The organism is Paenibacillus amylolyticus (assembly GCF_051136285.1).
GTDB lineage: Bacteria > Bacillota > Bacilli > Paenibacillales > Paenibacillaceae > Paenibacillus > Paenibacillus amylolyticus_F.
In genome coordinates, this window is sequence record NZ_CP194938.1 from 6,429,053 (window position 1) to 6,445,338 (window position 16,286).

The following is a 16,286-nucleotide window of genomic DNA, read 5'->3' on the forward strand; positions in this document are numbered from 1 at the left end:
GATACAAATGATAATTCCATACCAAGGTATAAAGCCGCAGCTACACCCTTCCATATACATGGCTGAAGGCTCCAAATTGATAGGTGATCTGCAAATAGATGAAGAGTCTTCCGTGTGGTTCAATGCAGTTCTGCGGGCTGATTTGGCACCTATCATCATTGGAAAGCGCTGTAATATTCAAGATAATGCTGTAGGACATGTGAACACTGATCAACCTCTTATTCTGGGAGATGATGTCTCCGTAGGACATGCTGCAATCATTCATGGTTGTACCATCGGAACGGGGGCATTGATCGGCATGGGAGCCATTGTGCTTAATGGAGCTGAAATTGGTGAATTTTCGCTGATTGGAGCTGGTTCTGTGGTAACTGAGAATTGTAAAATTCCGCCCTATACTCTCGCTTTGGGAACACCCGCCAAAGTGATTCGTGAATTGACTGAAGCTGATCTGCAGCGGATGTCGAGAACTTCACTGGGTTATGTCATCAAAGGAAGAGAATATAGGAGCTCTTAAATCCGTTTTGGAGGTGCATCCTATTGGATAAAATGAAAGTTACGTATGAAGTCATGTTGGGGCTGGCAGCTGAGATGGTTTGGGACGAGGCGCTTCGCAAGCAGAAAAGTGAGAAGCTTTATTTGGAAATCGACAAAGCGTTAGCTACCGGAGACGAAGTAGCTTTCCGGAGTCTGACGGATGAACTGAGAACGATCAATTAACAGATCAATGACAAACCATATAGATGGAATATTGGAATATAAGGGAATGCGCAGTCGCGCATTCCTTTTTTAGTTTTTTTAATATTAACTTAAAACTGAATGAATATCTGGCTTTATAACATACGCTCATATATAATATGGGAATAAAATGGATAGGAAGGGGATATAGGGAATTGAAATTCAGTGAGATGAATCAAGACAGCTGGGCAGAACTGCAACTTTATCTGGATACATGCCTTGTTCCGTTCACGGCTATGAGTGGTACACAGTCACCGGTTGAAGCGACTGAAGCGCTAGAACGGCTAAGAGATTTTCTGGATATGGTCGAAATCCCTTTTAAAGGTAGAATTATGACATACCCGGCCTATCACTATACAAGTTCGGAAATGTCAATGACATTAAATACATTGTCGACTGAACTCAAAGCTTCTGGATTCAAGTATGTAGTAATTATGTCAGCAGATGGATCATTTGTGGAGATGGATATTCCAGCTGCGGATTTGCTTTTGAGTCAACAGGATTTAAATCAAAAACTTGAAGAAGGAACAATAGCGCGACATGTCGGGGAGTGCATTCGAGAGTTGTGGAGAAAGTGACATCTTGACGACAAATGTGACAAATTTCCAACAGTTTTTTAACAACGCTTACAATTGAACCTTAAAAATGTGTGACAAATTCTTGACGGTGTTCTAGGGCTACTATATGATTATGTATGTTCTAGTAAGTCGTGGAATTTATGATAATGAAAACGATTGAGAGAGTTGGCTTAAAAAGGGGGTTGGAAACAGTATGAGCAGTGAGCATGACCAGCACGAAGCCTCGATTAAACCGCCAAGCAAAATGGAGATGTCGCGCAGGCAGTTTTTGACGTACACGCTTGGTGGAGCTACCGCCTACATGGCCGCCGGTGCAATTCTTCCTATGGTCCGTTTTGCGGTGGACCCTATTTTGCAGCACAAGGGAGAAGGTACTTCTGTCAAAGTGGCTGAGATCAGCAAAATTACAAATGAACCTCAAGAATTTACGTTTGAACTGAAACAACAGGATGGATGGTATTTGAGTAATGCCTCGTTGGTGGCCTGGATTCGCAAGGACGAACAAGGGAAAATTTATGCGCTTTCACCCATCTGTAAACATTTGGGATGTACAGTAGGCTGGAACAGCGACAAAAATTATCCGAATGAATACCATTGCCCATGCCACGGCGCGCACTATGACAAGGAAGGGAAGAATCTTGCCGTAGCCCCGAAACCGCTGGATGAATATGTGGTTAAGGAAGAACAAGGCTGGGTTTATCTGGGCGAGATTGTTCCGAACACCCGAGTGAAATAGGAGGCGTGAACGCAGATGTTTAAAAATGTCTATGACTGGATTGACGAGCGTCTTGACATCACGCCAATATGGCGGGACGTTGCGGATCATGAAGTGCCTGAGCACGTAAACCCGGCGCATCACTTTTCCGCATTCGTATACTGTTTTGGCGGATTGACGTTCTTTATTACAGTTATTCAAATTCTGTCAGGTATGTTTCTGACGATGTACTACGTGCCAGATATTATTAACGCGTATGCAAGTGTTGAGTATTTGCAAACGAAAGTAGCTTTTGGTCAGATTGTACGCGGTATGCACCATTGGGGGGCCAGTCTGGTTATCGTCATGATGTTCCTACATACAATGCGTGTATTCTTTACAGGCTCATACAAGGCTCCGCGTGAAATGAACTGGGTTGTTGGCATGCTGATTTTCTTCGTCATGTTAGGACTCGGTCTGACAGGGTATTTGCTGCCTTGGGATAACAAAGCTTATTTTGCAACAAAAGTAACGCTGGAGATTGCCAACACCGTACCTTGGCTTGGACCGATTATTAAAGAATTCCTGCAAGGAGGAACCATTGTTGGTGCGCAGACACTGACACGATTCTTCGCATTGCATGTATTCTTCCTCCCTGCGGTGCTTCTAGTGCTTCTGGTCGGACACTTTATCATGATCCGCAGACAGGGCATTTCGGGACCACTATAAATCAAAGAAGGGAGGAAATGTAATGGCTCACGGACACAAGAGCAATGATGAGGAAAAGGTTATCTTTGTTGGTGATTCACGCGTTCGCAAAGGGTCGGGGTTCATTACTCCACCTGATTACACGGCGTATCCCGGCAAATCGGAAGCATTTATTCCTAACTTCTTGCTTAAAGAGTGGATGGTCGGGGTTGTTGTTCTGGTCGGCATTCTCGTGTTGACCATCTCGGAACCCGCACCTCTCGGTTATCCGGCTAATCCAAGTGCATCGGTTATCCCGATGCCGGACTGGTACTTTCTTTTCCTGTATCAGTATTTGAAATATCCTTATGCATCTGGAGATTATGTCCTACTAGGTGTACTGGGTGTCAGCGGTGTTGCATTCGGAGCTCTGCTGCTGGCTCCCTTCCTGGATACGGGGAAAGAACGTCGTTTCTACAAACGTCCGATTGCTTCGGCCTTAATGTTACTGTCCGTTATCTCGGTATTCTATCTGACAAACGTAGCATGGACACACTACGAGCACGAGCTTGAAGCGTCAGGACAGAAGCCGGAGCATATTCAGCGGGAGGAAGAAGCTCTGGAAAAACATGAGCAGGGTCTGCCTACTTCTAATGCACCTGGACAGCAGCAGGAGGAAGTCGCGATTGTTGATAAGGACGATCCTGCGATGGAAACGTACAAAAAGGCTGGATGTATTGGCTGTCACGCAACCGATATGAAAGGCCAAGGCAACGCACCTTCTCTTCGTGGCGTTGGTGACAAGCACAGTCAGGAAGAGATCGTAACGATTATTAAAGAGGGCTACAATGGAATGCCTGAAATGTATGATCAAGCTATAGCTCAAGGTGTTACCGATGAGGAAATCACTCATCTAGCCGAATGGCTTGCGAAACAGAAGGCAGAACAGTAAAATCGAATTAATGAAAAACCTGATCGTTATGCGGTCAGGTTTTTTTGAAGTCTTTTGGAGAAAGCAGGTGCAATGGACGTGGCTTTATCGTTTTTTTGGAGCAGGGAGTTTCTGACCAATCGGTATTTCCTGTGGCTTCTGTTCTGGTGTAATGCGCTGGGGACGGTTTATGGTTATATCTGGTATGGTGAGCAAATGAAGCTGACACTTACACAGCAACCGGTGTGGCAGGTCATATTTGTGCCGGATAGCCCCACAGCGAGTTTGTTTTTTACATTATCCCTGCTGTGGGTGTTGTACCCTGTGAAGTCGGCAGTCCTGCAGCGGATTGGACATGTGATCCAGGCTCTAGCTGTGGTCACGTCTGTAAAATATGGTGTATGGGCTGTAGCCATCATCTTTGCTGGCTGGGCACAAGGAGGCACGCAGCATTGGCAGGACTGGATGCTCATCGCTTCCCACAGTGCAATGGCGATTGAAGCACTGATTTATGTACGTTTCTTTGGCTTCCGCTGGTTATCGTTGATTGTGGCAGGTCTCTGGACACTACTGAACGATACGATGGATTATACATACGACATTTACCCGTGGCTACCTGCAACAATGTACCAACATGTACAGGCTGTTCGCAATTTCACGTTTACGCTGACCATCGCAAGCATTCTGGCTGCTTGGCTTGCATTAAAGCAGGCCAAAAGAGCTTGATTGTACAAGCTTGGCTTGTTCTAACTCGCTTTCCCTTGCCATACATTGATGATGGGAGGGATGTCCATGAAGGGAACATTGAGGAGTATAGCGGGATGGTTGGTGGTAACACTCATGGCTCTGCTGCTTTGGACAAATGCTTCATACCGGGTATCCGCGCAAAGTGATGATTCCAGACGAAATGTGAACCAGGGAGTGTCCTCAAGTTATACCATTGCACAATTGAATGAAGAGGCTGCGGTATTATATCGCCGAGCACTCGAAAATAATATGGAGGAGGTACGCGCCAGCATTACACGTATAAGTAATAGTCTGGGGCATATCTCGTTTGAGGGTCAAACCTCTGTTGAGGGCATCCATGCGCTATCTGAAACAGTGGTAGAAGTCAAGGAGGCTGCAGCTAAATTTAAAGGAGATAAGCACTTTCTTCAGCAGGCATCAGCCAAACTAAGGCTTGCTGTGGACAGTCTCGCCAATCCGGCGAAACCCCTTTGGCTTCAATATTATAAAATTGTGAAAAATGATCTGGATGCGTTATCACTGGCAGCCAACCAGAATCAAGGTGCAACAACGTTGGCTAATCGCTTTATCGTTCTTGAGGAACACTATGAAACGATCCGTCCGGCGGCAATCATTCGTCTTGAGCCATATCAGATCGTACAGATGGATGCATGGTTATCTCATCTCAAAGGGCTGACATATGCAAAGCAGTCTGATGTATCACAGCTTAGGAGCATGACCTCTCACGGAGAAGAATTGGTGAATCAATTGTTTGGACGAGAGAAAGATGAGAGTGCTTTTGTACCTTTTGTGCAGGGCCCTGACCGCCGGGCTGCTGGACTGGCAATTAGTTCAGTTATCGTTGCTGTGCTTAGTTATGCGGGGTATCGCAAGTATCGTGCCCAGCAGTAGGATATTTTTACATATCGACGGTAGTCGTGTTGTCGTCTTCAGCACCGATCATGAAATTTTTTAAAAAGACCTCCTGCCACATAGCAGCCAATGACTTGGCGATGAGATGTGGAAAGAGGTTTTCTCTTGTATGTTCAGTAAGGCAGAGCAGGCGTTAGCTTTCTTTGAACCCTTCGCCATGCACATCATGAACATCACTGATAATGACAAATGCCCTGGGATCAATGGAACGAACGATGGTCTGTAGCCTGCGGAATTCCTGCCTGGAAATGACACAGTAGGCCACATGTTTTGCTTGCTTCGAGTAAGCTCCAATGGCTGGAATGAGCGTAACGCCGCGATCCATATCCTTGGTGATCTGATCGGCAATCTCTGGAGCATGATCGCTGATGATCATAAATGCACGGGCTGAATAGGCACCTTCCTGAATAAAATCGATAACTTTCGATGCAATAAACACGGCTACCAGCGTATACAGGATTTTTTCCTTGGGGATGTAGATGAGAGAAATCCCAATGATGACAAAATCAATGCCTAACAGCACACGTCCCATACTCCAACCGTATTTTCGATTCAGGATACGCGCGATAATGTCAGAACCGCCTGTCGTTCCACCCCAGCGAAATACGATGCCAAGGCCGGCTCCCAAGGTAACTCCTGCATATAATGCGGCCAAGAGAAGGTCATTCTCGGTATGTAATGGCTCAATCCAGCCTTGATGAATCATTTTCTCAAACAGCCACAGAAAAAAGGTCAATGCTCCGATCCCGACTCCGGTGTAAATCATCTGTCTGCTGCCGAGCACTTTAAGACCAATCAGAAATAACGGAACATTTAAAATCAGAGTAGTGAGTGATGGGGATATACCAAAGGCATAATTGATTAATACGGTAACTCCGGTAAGCCCGCCTTCCATTAACTGATTGGGGATAATAAAATAAAGAAGCCCGAAGGCATACAAGGCTGTACCCAGCAATATAGGCAGCACGAGTTTTAGTTGAATCCATGTTTTGGCAGTGCTCATAAGATCCCTCTCTGTATTTGGATTAGAATGAGGAAGCAATCATTCCCATCTTAGTATACCTGTTTCTATCATCTTTAAAAATGATTTGTACCGGATATTAAAATGATTTGTGCTATATGATGGGTGGAAGTAAACTTCAATAACTGATATTATTAGGAACAAACACGACATCAGAATAGAAGGAGAACCTGCTCTCATGGAGAAAAGTATGGCGGAAATGCAGCGTGAGGTTGACCTCTATATTTCCCAGTTTAAAGAGGGATATTTCAGTCCTCTGGCCATGCTGGCCCGGATGTCTGAAGAGGTTGGAGAGCTTGCCCGTGAAGTGAATCACGAATTCGGAGAGAAACCGAAGAAAGCCTCTGAAGCTGACAATTCTATTGAACTTGAGCTTGGTGATATTTTATTTATCACCATATGTTTCGCAAACTCGCTCGGTATTGATTTGGCTGAGGCGCATGATAAAGTCATGCATAAATTTAATACCCGCGACGCAAATCGGTGGACTCCAAAAAACACCGATTAGGCGTAGATTACATATGCTGTACCATCACCCGCACGGGGAGGGTCAGCTTGATGATGAAACCGGAGGATTATATGCAGCAGGCTTACCGCTGTATATTGCAAAATGATTTTGAGCAGGCCATTCGCTGGTTCGAAGCAGCTATTCATGCTCACCCGGAACATGCCGAGTTATATTATCGCTGTTCCATCACACACGCGCGAAGCAAACATCTGCTTCCTGCGCTGGAATATGCTCGCAAGGCAGTAGAACTATCCGAAGATGCCGAAGAATATGTGCTGCATCTGCAGACACTCGAGTCGAAGCAATTGACAGTTAAGGCCAAAGTACTGCTTGAACAGGCAGCAAAGGAGACTCCTAAGCCGTATGTTGAAGCTTCGTTGCTTCTTAAAGAAGCAATCAGGTTGGACCCATTGTCTGTGGAAGCACATGTGATGCTGGCGCTGGCTTACAGTGATCTGAATGAATATGAAGGAGCTCTTCAGACGTTACAGGACGCGATTTTGCTTGATCCACTGAATGGGCAGCTGTATCAGATGTTACAACAAACGAAGCAACGTTTGAAATCCATGCAGTAAGTAGTCATCACCGCTAAGCAATGCGGAATGGATGAAAGTGTGGGTTAAGACGATTAGAAGAACTAACACAGTGAAGGAGATGCAGCCAAGATGAGTGAAGTGATAAGAGTTGCCGTGATCGGAGCGGCTGGACGGATGGGTCGAGAAGTTGTGAAACTGGTACTGCAGGATCCGGATCTGGAGCTTGCAGCCGCTGTTAACCGCTCCGGAGCAGGCACGGATGCAGGAACACTTGTAGGACTGCCAGAGTGTGGGGTACTGGTAACAGATGATATCGAGATGGCGTTTGCTGAGACCAAACCGCAGGTCATGGTTGATTTTACAGTACCTCAATTCGCCCTTGCTCATACAGAGATTGCGATCCGTCATGGCGTGAGACCTGTCATGGGTGTTACCGGCTTCACGCCGGAGCAGATTGAACAGCTGGACAAGCAATGCCAGGAGAAAGGCATCGGCGGGTTGATCGCGCCTAATTTCTCGATCGGGGCAATCCTGATGATGCGGTTTGCAGCACAGGCAGCCAAACATATGCCTAACGTGGAGATTATCGAATACCACGGTGATCAGAAGCTGGATGCCCCTTCAGGAACAGCAATCAAAACAGCTGAACTCATTGCAGCCAATCGTGAGGAGATTCGTCAAGGTAATCCGAACGAAGAAGAAACGATTGAGGGATCGCGTGGTGGATACTATAATGGATTCCGCATCCACAGTGTGCGTTTGCCAGGTGTTTTTGCACAACAGGAAGTGGTATTTGGTGATTACGGACAGTCGCTGAAGATTCGCCATGATTCATATGAGCGTGCTGGTTATATGCCCGGAGTCAAGATCGGTGTACAAAAGGTGATGGAATATACAGGACTCGTTTACGGCTTTGACCACTTTATCGACTAAAGGAGATTGAAGATTGTCATGTTGAAAATCGCATTTATTGCCCATGATCGTAAAAAAGAAGAAATGGTAAACTTCGTTACCGCGTATGAGCCTGTGTTTACAGACCATCAATTGTATTCCACGGGTACGACAGGTCTCCGTATTATGGAAGGCACATCTCTGCAGATTCATCGTTTTGAATCTGGACCGCTTGGAGGCGACCAGCAGATTGGAGCACTGGTTGCACAAAATGAGATGGATCTGATCATTTTCTTACGTGACCCGTTAATGGCACAGCCGCACGAACCAGACATTAATGCACTGCTTCGCCTGTGTGATGTGCAGGGAATTCCGCTGGCTACTAATATTGCAACAGCCGAGATTCTGGTAAAAGCCCTTGATCGTGGTGATTTTGCTTGGAGGGAATTAGTACATAAGTACAAGCCAGAAGCGGGATTGAATACAGGTGACTCTCAATGAGTCTGGATATTCTTATCTTCGGTGCACATGCAGACGATGCCGAGATTGGTATGGCTGGAACGATTGCGAAACATACGGCTGCCGGGTTAAAGGTAGGTGTATGTGACCTGACTCGTGCGGAGATGTCCTCCAATGGCACCGTGGAGCGCAGAACCGAGGAAGCGGAGCAAGCCTCACGCGTCCTCGGTCTTTCGTGTCGAACAAATCTCGGATTACCTGACCGTGGACTCTATGTTACACCAGAACATGTACAAGCGGTTACTGCTGAGATCCGCAGACATGCACCACGAATCGTTTTTGCACCGTATTGGGAGGATCGTCATCCCGATCATATTATGTGCAGTAAACTTGTGCAGGAAGCAGTGTTTAATGCGAAGCTTCGAAATTATATGCCGGACATGCCCGCAGTGCAAGTGAAGGAAACTTATTTTTACTTTATTAACGATATCGGTCCTACGGATTTGATTGTAGATATAACGGAACACTATGAACAAAAAGAAACATCCCTTCGCTGCTACCGTTCTCAGTTCGAGCAGGGCGAAGGCATTGTATCTACACCGCTGAATCAAGGTTATATCGAACGGGTGAGGGCACGTGATTCCTTGCTTGGACAGCGTAGCTTAATTCCATTTGCAGAAGGATTTGCAACGATAACACCTTATGTAGTGAAACAGTTTGGCGTCTAAACCAAATTAACATCTGAATATATAAATAAAGCTATGTAATAACACATAAACGGATCATAGCATCAATCTATTTCCGTTGCATGATATCAACCTGCAATATGCGGGAGATCAAAGGAGCGTCCAACCGGATGGATCAAAAGCTAAAAATCGGAATCACCTGTTATCCGTCTCTCGGAGGATCCGGGGTTGTCGCAACGGAACTCGGCAAATTGTTGGCCGAACAAGGACATCAGGTTCATTTTATTGCGAACAGCATTCCTTTCAGATTAGGAAAGTTTCAGAAGAACATTTTTTATCATGAAGTAGAGGTTAACGATTATTACGTGTTTCGTTATCCTCCTTATGACCTGTCTTTGGCAACCAAAATGGCACAGGTAGCGAAGGCACAACAGCTTGATCTGTTGCACGTACATTATGCAGTTCCGCATGCGGTGTGTGCATTTCTCGCTAAACAGATGGTCGGAGACAATCTTAAAGTAGTTACGACCCTGCATGGAACGGATATTACGGTACTGGCTCAGGATGAAACCTTGAAAGACCTGATTCGCCTTGCGATCAATGAGAGTGATGCAGTTACAGCGGTATCCCAAGATTTGATTCGTGAAACGGTTGAACTATTAGACATCCGGCGCCCGATTGACCTGACCTATAATTTTATAGATAAGCGTGTGTATTATCCAAGAGATTCGGCAAGTTTGCGTCGTGATTTTGCTGCACCGAATGAAAAAATACTGATGCATATCTCTAACTTTCGTCCAGTTAAACGAACGCAAGACGTTGTGGAAGTATTTCGTCAAGTTCAGGAACAGGTACCTGCGAAGCTGTTGTTTGTGGGCGAAGGCCCAGACTTACCCAAAATTCAATGTAAAATTAAAGAATTGGGCTTGAGTGAAAAGGTCCATTTCCTGGGCAAACAGGATGATATCGCTCATGTGATATCTATGGCGGACATTTTAATGCTTCCGTCCGAAAAAGAAAGTTTTGGTCTCGTAGCACTTGAGGCGATGGCATGTGGTGTACCTACGATTGGTTCGCAGGCGGGTGGTATTCCGGAGCTTGTTTTACATGGGAAAACAGGATTCCTCTCGCCAATTGGGGATACAAATTCTATGGCTGAGAATGCAATTCGTCTGCTGACTAATGAGCGTCTGGCTGCCGATCTCCGGGAGGCCTGTCTTCATCGTGCGCACCATGATTTCTGCAATGACTCCATCCGTCAGCAATATGAACAGATCTATTATCGTGTGCTTGGAAGAGAGATCCCCAGTCTGAATCCAGTTTGCGGATAATTTAGGGAATGAACCACAGCAGGTAAGAAAAGAGGTGATATGTGGTGGTTCAATGGACACAAGCCGAGGCTGAAATGGCAAAACAAAGTGAGAATGTACTCCATCGATTAAATGAACACGGGTTCGAAGCCTATTGGGTTGGTGGATGTGTCCGTGATGAAATGCTGGGTCGTGCCGTGGATGACATGGATATTACGACCTCTGCTTCACCGGAGCAAGTCATGGCCTTATTTGATGATTGTATTCCTACGGGATTACAGCATGGGACGGTAACGGTTCGCTCGGGGGGTTATTATTTTGAAGTAACGACCTTTCGGACAGAATCGGAGTATCAGGATAATCGCAGACCAGCAGCCGTTCAATTTGTGCAGGATATCAAGGAAGACTTGCAACGGCGTGATTTCACTATGAATGCTCTGGCAATGGACGTAAATGGAGTAATTGTAGATCCTTTTGGTGGACAAAAGGATATTAAGCAAGGGCTTGTGCGCTGTGTAGGTTTGGCAGTTGAGCGCTTTGGCGAGGATGCGTTACGTATGCTGCGCTGTGTAAGGTTCGCTTCCGTCTTTGATTTCAGGATTGCACACCATACCTGGAGAGGTCTGGTTAATCAACGAGAATTACTTCAACATATCGCTATGGAACGGGTTCGTACCGAGATGGTGAAAATGATGGCGGGACCTCATCCGCTCAAGGGATTAGAATTGTTGTTCCGCAGTCAGGCGCTGGAGTATGTCAAAGCTCCAGTGGATTCCTCCAGATTCAATAAGGAGCTGCTGGTTGGTTTGCAGCTTTTGTCAGGGGAGCATGTATTGCTGCGCTGGTCATGTGTTTTGCTAGCTGGCGGATACAACCGGGAAGAAGCTGACAAGTTATTGCGACAGTGGACCTTTTCCAATGAACAACGTGTTCGTATTACAGGCGTACTTCAGGTGGAGCAGTTGGTGACCGATTTTGTAGTGCAGTGCGAGAATGAACGAATGTTGCGGGAAAGCTGGATTGTTACGGTGCTGACTTGTGGCGCTCAAGCTGCCAACGACTGGCTGTTGCTGCAAGAGCAATTAACGAAACATTGGCGTGACGGTTCGGAAGAGGTACATGCACGGATGCGTAAGGTTCAAACTCACGCTGCAGGCTGGAGTCAATCCATGCCAGTACACGAAATAAAAGAACTCGAAATCACCGGTGAACAGGTGTTGCAGCTGGTGGAGCGCAAGGGTGGACCTTGGCTTGGGCAGCTCATGAAACATCTGCTCAGGGAAACGGCGATTGGAAATATAATGAATCAGCATGAAACATTACGTGCTGAAGTGAAACGGGTGGCTGCGAATGACCAAGCATGAGGACTTATTACATATGTTGCTTCATGCCGAAGGACAGTTTGTGTCAGGCGAGGAAATTAGCCGGCATCTGTCCATCAGCCGAACCGCGGTATGGAAACATGTCAATAAACTACGGGACATGGGATATGAGTTTGAAGCGGTTTCCCGCAAAGGATATCGTCTGATCACCAAGCCGGAAAGTATCGATGGGACAGCTCTACAACTGGCACTGAAGAGCAAAACCTTTGGACGAAAAGCGATTATGCTGACCTCAACTTCATCTACACAGGCTGATGTTCTCAAGCTAGCTGAAGAGGGCGAGGGGGAAGGAACGGTTGTCTTCGCAGAAGAACAGACAGGGGGCAGAGGTCGTTTCGGCCGAAAATGGTTCTCTCCTCCTGGGAAGGGCATTTGGATGAGCGTACTGCTGCGCCCGGAATTACCCTTGCAGCACACGCCCCAGCTTACCCTTCTGACTGGTGTGGCTGTATGTCGTGCCATTCGAGCTTATACAGGTGCAGAGGCTGGCATCAAATGGCCCAATGACCTGTTGATTGATGGACGCAAAATATGCGGTATTTTGCTTGAATCTGCGGTGGAGGATCATGAGGTTCGATATTGCATTGCGGGCATTGGTGTAGATGTGAACTTTGATCTCCAGGATTACCCTGAAGATTTGAAGCAAATCGCCACTTCGATCCAGATAGAAACAGGACAGACGGTTGATCGGACAGGGCTGGCAGCCGCGATTTTGACGGAAATGGAGCATCTCTATTTTTTATATCAAAAAGAAGGATTTGGAGTCATTTCGTCACTATGGGAAGCATTGTCCGTATCGCCGAATCGGCAGGTTACTGTCACGAATCCTCATGGCGTCATTGAGGGAATCGCTGTGGGGCTGGACTCTTCAGGAGCGCTGGTGGTTGAGACACAGGATGGAGAACGTAAACTCGTTATTTCCGGTGAAGTGAGCTGGAAAAGCTGACATTTTGTCGAATGTTCACCGGTTATGAAACATTAGACGTGAAGTTTGAGCAGAACTTTGGTATACTGTGTTCGTGAGGCGGTATCGGGTTATATACCGAGCTGCACTCCGGAGAGAAGTAACCTTTGTTCTGCTTAATGCGTTTACGCAGGCAGACAACAAGATCAAGAAACAATGGAATAAGCACAAATGTGTTGTTGGATTCTGCTCTGAGCCGAAGAGGACCGAGACAGAAGGGACGATCGCAAGTGACTCTTTTTTGACTTTTCGGGACTTTTTAGTGGGAAACTAAAAGGTTTTTTTTGTTGCGTTTAATTGAAAAGGTGAGAGGGGTACAAGACTAATGGCAAACAAACAAGCATTAAACATTGTGAAGATGAAAAAATACAAACAGGATGGCATTCCGCTCAGCATGATTACAGCTTATGACTATCCGACTGCTCTGCTCGCAGAAGAAGCTGGCATTGACATGATTTTGGTGGGAGATTCACTGGGAAACGTCGTATTGGGTTACAACTCAACCTTGCCAGTCACAATTGATGATATGGTTTACCACACTCGCTCGGTTGTACGTGGTGCTGAACATACATTTATCGTTACAGATATGCCTTTTATGACGTATCACGGCAGCATTGATGAAACATTGAAAGGTGTGCGCCGGCTTATGCAGGAAGGCCATGCACATGCGGTCAAAATGGAAGGCGGCGTTGAAATCGCGGAGACGGTCAAGGCGGTAGTTCAAGCAGGTGTACCTGTGCTTGGACATATTGGACTGACCCCACAATCGGTGAATCAGATCGGAGGGTATCGGATTCAAGGCAAGGATGCAGCAGATGCAAAACGTCTGATGGATGAAGCCAAAGCGCTTGAAGCAGCGGGGGCGTTTGGCATTGTGCTTGAACTCGTAACCGAAGAAGTAGCCGAAGCGATCTCGAAGGAATTGTCGATCCCGACCATTGGCATTGGAGCAGGACGGGGATGTGACGGTCAAGTGCTCGTTTTCCATGATGTCGTTCAATATGCTTCTCCTTACACACCGAAACGTTTTGTTAAAACGTATGGTGATGTAGGAAGTTTGATTCGCAGCAGTATCGAATCTTTTGTAAAAGAAGTGAAGGATCGCTCCTTCCCGGCCGAAGAACATGTCTTCAGTGCAGCCGATGGTGTATTGGATGGGTTGTATGGACAACGTAAAGAAAAGGTGGAAATTCGCTGATGAAAGTCATACGCACGATCACAGAGTTAAGACAGGAATTAAGCCTGATGCGCAGAAACCAAACTATCCATTCCGAAGACGCTGTGGTAGGATTGGTGCCAACCATGGGATACCTGCATCAAGGCCATGCCAGCCTGATGCAGGCAGCGAGACAACAGAGTCACATCGTTGTACTAAGTATCTTTGTTAATCCGATTCAGTTCGGCCCGAACGAAGATTTTGAAAGTTATCCACGGGATGAGAAACGGGATGTTGAAACGGCTCGTGCTGAAGGAGTGGATATCGTATTTATTCCCTCCGTCGAGGAGATGTATCCACAGCCGACACAAACCACAGTCACCGTATCCGGGATCACAGAGCGTTTATGTGGTGCATCCCGGCCGGGACATTTTAACGGGGTAACTACTGTGGTTTCCAAGCTGTTTAACATGGTGCAACCGCAGAAAGCCTTTTTTGGCATGAAGGATGCGCAGCAGGTAGCTGTCATTCAGCAAATGGTGAATGATCTGAATATGCCTGTTGAGATTGTACCTTGTCCCATCGTTCGGGAGCAGGACGGTTTGGCTCTCAGCTCACGCAATGTCTATCTGAGCACAGAACTGCGCCAGGAGGCTCTGGTCTTGTCTCAGGCACTGCGTGCGGCACAAGAAGCAGCAGAAGCAGGGACAGCCGTTACAGCGGATGATATTCGGCGTTTGTTGCGAGAACATATTGGCAACTCCGCGCATGCAATCATTGATTATGCAGAGATTCAGGCTTTTCCAAGCTTGGAGCGACTTGCAGATCATGAGGATATAAAGGCATATGACGATCTGCTGATCGCGCTGGCTGTGAAATTTGGAAAAACAAGATTGATTGACAATATACGTATTCAAAAATTGGAGGTGCTGTCCCATGTTTAGAACACTGATGAAATCCAAAATCCATCGCGCTACCGTAACAGAAGCCAACTTAAACTATGTGGGTAGCATTACCATTGACGAAGATCTGATGGAAACATCGGATTTGATGGAAAACGAAAAAGTACAAATTGTGAACAACAACAATGGTGCACGGCTTGAAACTTATGTGATCCCAGGTCCTCGTGGCAGCGGAGTCATCTGTCTTAACGGTGCAGCGGCACGTCTTGTACAGCCTGGAGATACGGTGATTATCATTTCCTACGCCATGATGTCTCAGGAAGAAGCGAATACACATCAACCAACGGTGGTGTTTGTGGATGGTCAGAACAAACCGGTTCAGACCATGAAAAAGGAAGTTCACGCCACGATCTTGTAATCGACTGGGAAGGAGAATGAAATCGGCCCATCCAGCAAAAAATGAGTACAGGTCACTGCACTAATTCATTTTTCCAAGGGTGGGGATGCATCGATGTTCCAGCATGTTTTCGCCGAAATGAACGACATGTTAGATGAAATTATCAAGAGCTATCCTTCCGCTGAAGGTCTGAACAAACAGGAGCTGCAACAGAAATGGAGTCTGCTCAAACGCATGAGTGACGGGATGCTGGATGAATGGCTGATGTTTGAAGAAAAGATGAGTCAGATCCGGGAACGGGAACTCGAAAAACCGGGTTCCCTTGAACCGGAGCAAGAAGCGGTGACAGCTCTGCCTGAACTTCATCTGGAATATTTCAGCCGCGGGCAAGGATACTTCAAACTTCAGATGTATCCACAAGCCATTGATCAATTCTCACGAGTGGTGAACGACTACCCGGATAGCGCTTTAGCCCGCTTTTATCTGGCACTCGCTCACTTAAGTCTGGAGCAGATGTACGAGTCTGAAACCCATTTACAGCAGATTATGCTACTTAAGGGATCAACAAGACTCAAAGGCCTTGTGTGTAACGCTCTGGGCTGCATTCAGGCGAAGCTTTCCAATCCCGAAGCAGCTTGTTCTCTGTTTGCACAGGCTCTTCAGTACGACCCAACGTTGACCGAACCTCTGTACAATATGGAAGCTTGCAGGTTGAACAGAGGTAAACTGCAATATGCAAACCAGCTAATTGCCCTGAATTAAATGGACATTTGGCAGCAAAAGAACGGTG

Annotated in this window: 21 protein-coding genes; 20 read left to right on the plus strand and 1 reads right to left on the minus strand. The window is 46.5% G+C overall.

The genetic code is table 11. The features are described 5' to 3' along the window. Positions 1 to 7: 7 nt before the first annotated feature. The 8 genes from ACR8BL_RS28065 (at position 8) to ACR8BL_RS28100 (ending at position 5,263) form a co-directional block, all read left to right on the plus strand. Positions 8 to 514, plus strand: coding sequence for a gamma carbonic anhydrase family protein (locus ACR8BL_RS28065; protein WP_434750568.1), 507 nt, complete (start codon positions 8 to 10; stop codon positions 512 to 514). Between the two features lie 23 nt (positions 515 to 537). Continuing rightward, positions 538 to 717: an IDEAL domain-containing protein gene (locus ACR8BL_RS28070; RefSeq protein WP_090917186.1), complete on the plus strand. Its 180-nt coding sequence runs from the start codon at positions 538 to 540 to the stop codon at positions 715 to 717. Between the two features lie 137 nt (positions 718 to 854). After that, on the plus strand, positions 855 to 1,313 hold the full coding sequence (locus tag ACR8BL_RS28075) for a DUF2487 family protein (protein ID WP_434758299.1): 459 nt from the start codon (positions 855 to 857) through the stop codon (positions 1,311 to 1,313). A 193-nt stretch (positions 1,314 to 1,506) separates the two neighbouring features. Continuing rightward, the gene (locus tag ACR8BL_RS28080) at positions 1,507 to 2,049 is read left to right on the plus strand and encodes a ubiquinol-cytochrome c reductase iron-sulfur subunit (protein ID WP_434750570.1); all 543 of its coding nucleotides are present in this window, start codon (positions 1,507 to 1,509) and stop codon (positions 2,047 to 2,049) included. Between the two features lie 15 nt (positions 2,050 to 2,064). Then, positions 2,065 to 2,736: a menaquinol-cytochrome c reductase cytochrome b subunit gene (gene qcrB / locus ACR8BL_RS28085; RefSeq protein ID WP_017687726.1), complete on the plus strand. Its 672-nt coding sequence runs from the start codon at positions 2,065 to 2,067 to the stop codon at positions 2,734 to 2,736. 22 nt (positions 2,737 to 2,758) lie between these two features. Next, entirely contained in the window at positions 2,759 to 3,646 is an 888-nt protein-coding gene (locus tag ACR8BL_RS28090; RefSeq protein ID WP_434750571.1) for a c-type cytochrome, read from the plus strand. Between the two features lie 78 nt (positions 3,647 to 3,724). Continuing rightward, the gene (locus ACR8BL_RS28095) at positions 3,725 to 4,351 is read left to right on the plus strand and encodes a DUF1405 domain-containing protein (RefSeq protein WP_434750572.1); all 627 of its coding nucleotides are present in this window, start codon (positions 3,725 to 3,727) and stop codon (positions 4,349 to 4,351) included. 66 nt (positions 4,352 to 4,417) lie between these two features. Then, positions 4,418 to 5,263, plus strand: a complete 846-nt coding sequence (locus ACR8BL_RS28100; protein ID WP_434750573.1) for a sporulation protein YpjB — start codon at positions 4,418 to 4,420, stop codon at positions 5,261 to 5,263. 154 nt (positions 5,264 to 5,417) lie between these two features. Here the strand turns inward: ACR8BL_RS28100 and ACR8BL_RS28105 are convergent, their stop codons facing one another. After that, the gene (locus tag ACR8BL_RS28105; protein WP_434750574.1) at positions 5,418 to 6,287 is read right to left on the minus strand and encodes a YitT family protein; all 870 of its coding nucleotides are present in this window, start codon (positions 6,285 to 6,287) and stop codon (positions 5,418 to 5,420) included. Between the two features lie 196 nt (positions 6,288 to 6,483). On the opposite strand from ACR8BL_RS28105, the gene ACR8BL_RS28110 reads away from it, so the two are divergent. From ACR8BL_RS28110 to ACR8BL_RS28165, 12 genes are all read left to right on the plus strand, one after another. After that, complete coding sequence (locus ACR8BL_RS28110; RefSeq protein WP_434750575.1) at positions 6,484 to 6,813, plus strand: nucleotide pyrophosphohydrolase; 330 nt, start codon at positions 6,484 to 6,486, stop codon at positions 6,811 to 6,813. Positions 6,814 to 6,863: 50 nt separating this feature from the next. Then, positions 6,864 to 7,388: a tetratricopeptide repeat protein gene (locus tag ACR8BL_RS28115; protein ID WP_434750576.1), complete on the plus strand. Its 525-nt coding sequence runs from the start codon at positions 6,864 to 6,866 to the stop codon at positions 7,386 to 7,388. A 90-nt stretch (positions 7,389 to 7,478) separates the two neighbouring features. Then, positions 7,479 to 8,282, plus strand: a complete 804-nt coding sequence (dapB, locus tag ACR8BL_RS28120; RefSeq protein ID WP_434750577.1) for a 4-hydroxy-tetrahydrodipicolinate reductase — start codon at positions 7,479 to 7,481, stop codon at positions 8,280 to 8,282. A gap of 18 nt (positions 8,283 to 8,300) precedes the next feature. Further along, positions 8,301 to 8,741: a methylglyoxal synthase gene (mgsA, locus tag ACR8BL_RS28125; RefSeq protein ID WP_434750578.1), complete on the plus strand. Its 441-nt coding sequence runs from the start codon at positions 8,301 to 8,303 to the stop codon at positions 8,739 to 8,741. Further along, a complete protein-coding gene (gene bshB1, locus ACR8BL_RS28130) occupies positions 8,738 to 9,427 on the plus strand; it encodes a bacillithiol biosynthesis deacetylase BshB1 (protein WP_434750579.1) in 690 nt (229 codons plus the stop codon). Before mgsA ends, bshB1 begins: the two co-directional genes overlap by 4 nt. Before the next feature lie 128 nt (positions 9,428 to 9,555). Next, a complete protein-coding gene (gene bshA / locus ACR8BL_RS28135; protein WP_434750580.1) occupies positions 9,556 to 10,716 on the plus strand; it encodes an N-acetyl-alpha-D-glucosaminyl L-malate synthase BshA in 1,161 nt (386 codons plus the stop codon). A 44-nt stretch (positions 10,717 to 10,760) separates the two neighbouring features. Further along, positions 10,761 to 12,059, plus strand: a complete 1,299-nt coding sequence (locus ACR8BL_RS28140) for a CCA tRNA nucleotidyltransferase (RefSeq protein ID WP_434750581.1) — start codon at positions 10,761 to 10,763, stop codon at positions 12,057 to 12,059. Next, on the plus strand, positions 12,046 to 13,023 hold the full coding sequence (locus ACR8BL_RS28145; protein ID WP_434750582.1) for a biotin--[acetyl-CoA-carboxylase] ligase: 978 nt from the start codon (positions 12,046 to 12,048) through the stop codon (positions 13,021 to 13,023). Before ACR8BL_RS28140 ends, ACR8BL_RS28145 begins: the two co-directional genes overlap by 14 nt. 343 nt (positions 13,024 to 13,366) lie before the next feature. Continuing rightward, entirely contained in the window at positions 13,367 to 14,239 is an 873-nt protein-coding gene (gene panB / locus ACR8BL_RS28150) for a 3-methyl-2-oxobutanoate hydroxymethyltransferase (protein ID WP_434750583.1), read from the plus strand. A gap of 47 nt (positions 14,240 to 14,286) precedes the next feature. Further along, positions 14,287 to 15,141: a pantoate--beta-alanine ligase gene (gene panC, locus ACR8BL_RS28155; protein ID WP_434752953.1), complete on the plus strand. Its 855-nt coding sequence runs from the start codon at positions 14,287 to 14,289 to the stop codon at positions 15,139 to 15,141. After that, positions 15,134 to 15,517, plus strand: coding sequence for an aspartate 1-decarboxylase (gene panD / locus ACR8BL_RS28160; RefSeq protein ID WP_184187323.1), 384 nt, complete (start codon positions 15,134 to 15,136; stop codon positions 15,515 to 15,517). Before panC ends, panD begins: the two co-directional genes overlap by 8 nt. 126 nt (positions 15,518 to 15,643) lie before the next feature. Continuing rightward, complete coding sequence (locus ACR8BL_RS28165; protein ID WP_434758300.1) at positions 15,644 to 16,258, plus strand: tetratricopeptide repeat protein; 615 nt, start codon at positions 15,644 to 15,646, stop codon at positions 16,256 to 16,258. Positions 16,259 to 16,286: the final 28 nt, after the last annotated feature.

Bases quoted from the DNA above. Each gene is read 5' to 3' on its own strand.
- ACR8BL_RS28100 (WP_434750573.1), top strand. From the start codon at position 4,418: ATGAAGGGAACATTGAGGAGTATAGCGGGATGGTTGGTGGTAACACTC.
- ACR8BL_RS28110 (WP_434750575.1), top strand. From the start codon at position 6,484: ATGGAGAAAAGTATGGCGGAAATGCAGCGTGAGGTTGACCTCTATATT.
- ACR8BL_RS28090 (WP_434750571.1), top strand. From the start codon at position 2,759: ATGGCTCACGGACACAAGAGCAATGATGAGGAAAAGGTTATCTTTGTT.
- ACR8BL_RS28080 (WP_434750570.1), top strand. From the start codon at position 1,507: ATGAGCAGTGAGCATGACCAGCACGAAGCCTCGATTAAACCGCCAAGC.
- panB (WP_434750583.1), top strand. From the start codon at position 13,367: ATGGCAAACAAACAAGCATTAAACATTGTGAAGATGAAAAAATACAAA.
- ACR8BL_RS28105 (WP_434750574.1), bottom strand. From the start codon at position 6,287: ATGAGCACTGCCAAAACATGGATTCAACTAAAACTCGTGCTGCCTATA.
- dapB (WP_434750577.1), top strand. From the start codon at position 7,479: ATGAGTGAAGTGATAAGAGTTGCCGTGATCGGAGCGGCTGGACGGATG.
- ACR8BL_RS28165 (WP_434758300.1), top strand. From the start codon at position 15,644: ATGTTAGATGAAATTATCAAGAGCTATCCTTCCGCTGAAGGTCTGAAC.
- bshB1 (WP_434750579.1), top strand. From the start codon at position 8,738: ATGAGTCTGGATATTCTTATCTTCGGTGCACATGCAGACGATGCCGAG.
- panC (WP_434752953.1), top strand. From the start codon at position 14,287: ATGCGCAGAAACCAAACTATCCATTCCGAAGACGCTGTGGTAGGATTG.
- qcrB (WP_017687726.1), top strand. From the start codon at position 2,065: ATGTTTAAAAATGTCTATGACTGGATTGACGAGCGTCTTGACATCACG.
- ACR8BL_RS28145 (WP_434750582.1), top strand. From the start codon at position 12,046: ATGACCAAGCATGAGGACTTATTACATATGTTGCTTCATGCCGAAGGA.
- bshA (WP_434750580.1), top strand. From the start codon at position 9,556: ATGGATCAAAAGCTAAAAATCGGAATCACCTGTTATCCGTCTCTCGGA.
- ACR8BL_RS28065 (WP_434750568.1), top strand. From the start codon at position 8: ATGATAATTCCATACCAAGGTATAAAGCCGCAGCTACACCCTTCCATA.
- mgsA (WP_434750578.1), top strand. From the start codon at position 8,301: ATGTTGAAAATCGCATTTATTGCCCATGATCGTAAAAAAGAAGAAATG.
- ACR8BL_RS28115 (WP_434750576.1), top strand. From the start codon at position 6,864: ATGATGAAACCGGAGGATTATATGCAGCAGGCTTACCGCTGTATATTG.
- panD (WP_184187323.1), top strand. From the start codon at position 15,134: ATGTTTAGAACACTGATGAAATCCAAAATCCATCGCGCTACCGTAACA.
- ACR8BL_RS28075 (WP_434758299.1), top strand. From the start codon at position 855: ATGGGAATAAAATGGATAGGAAGGGGATATAGGGAATTGAAATTCAGT.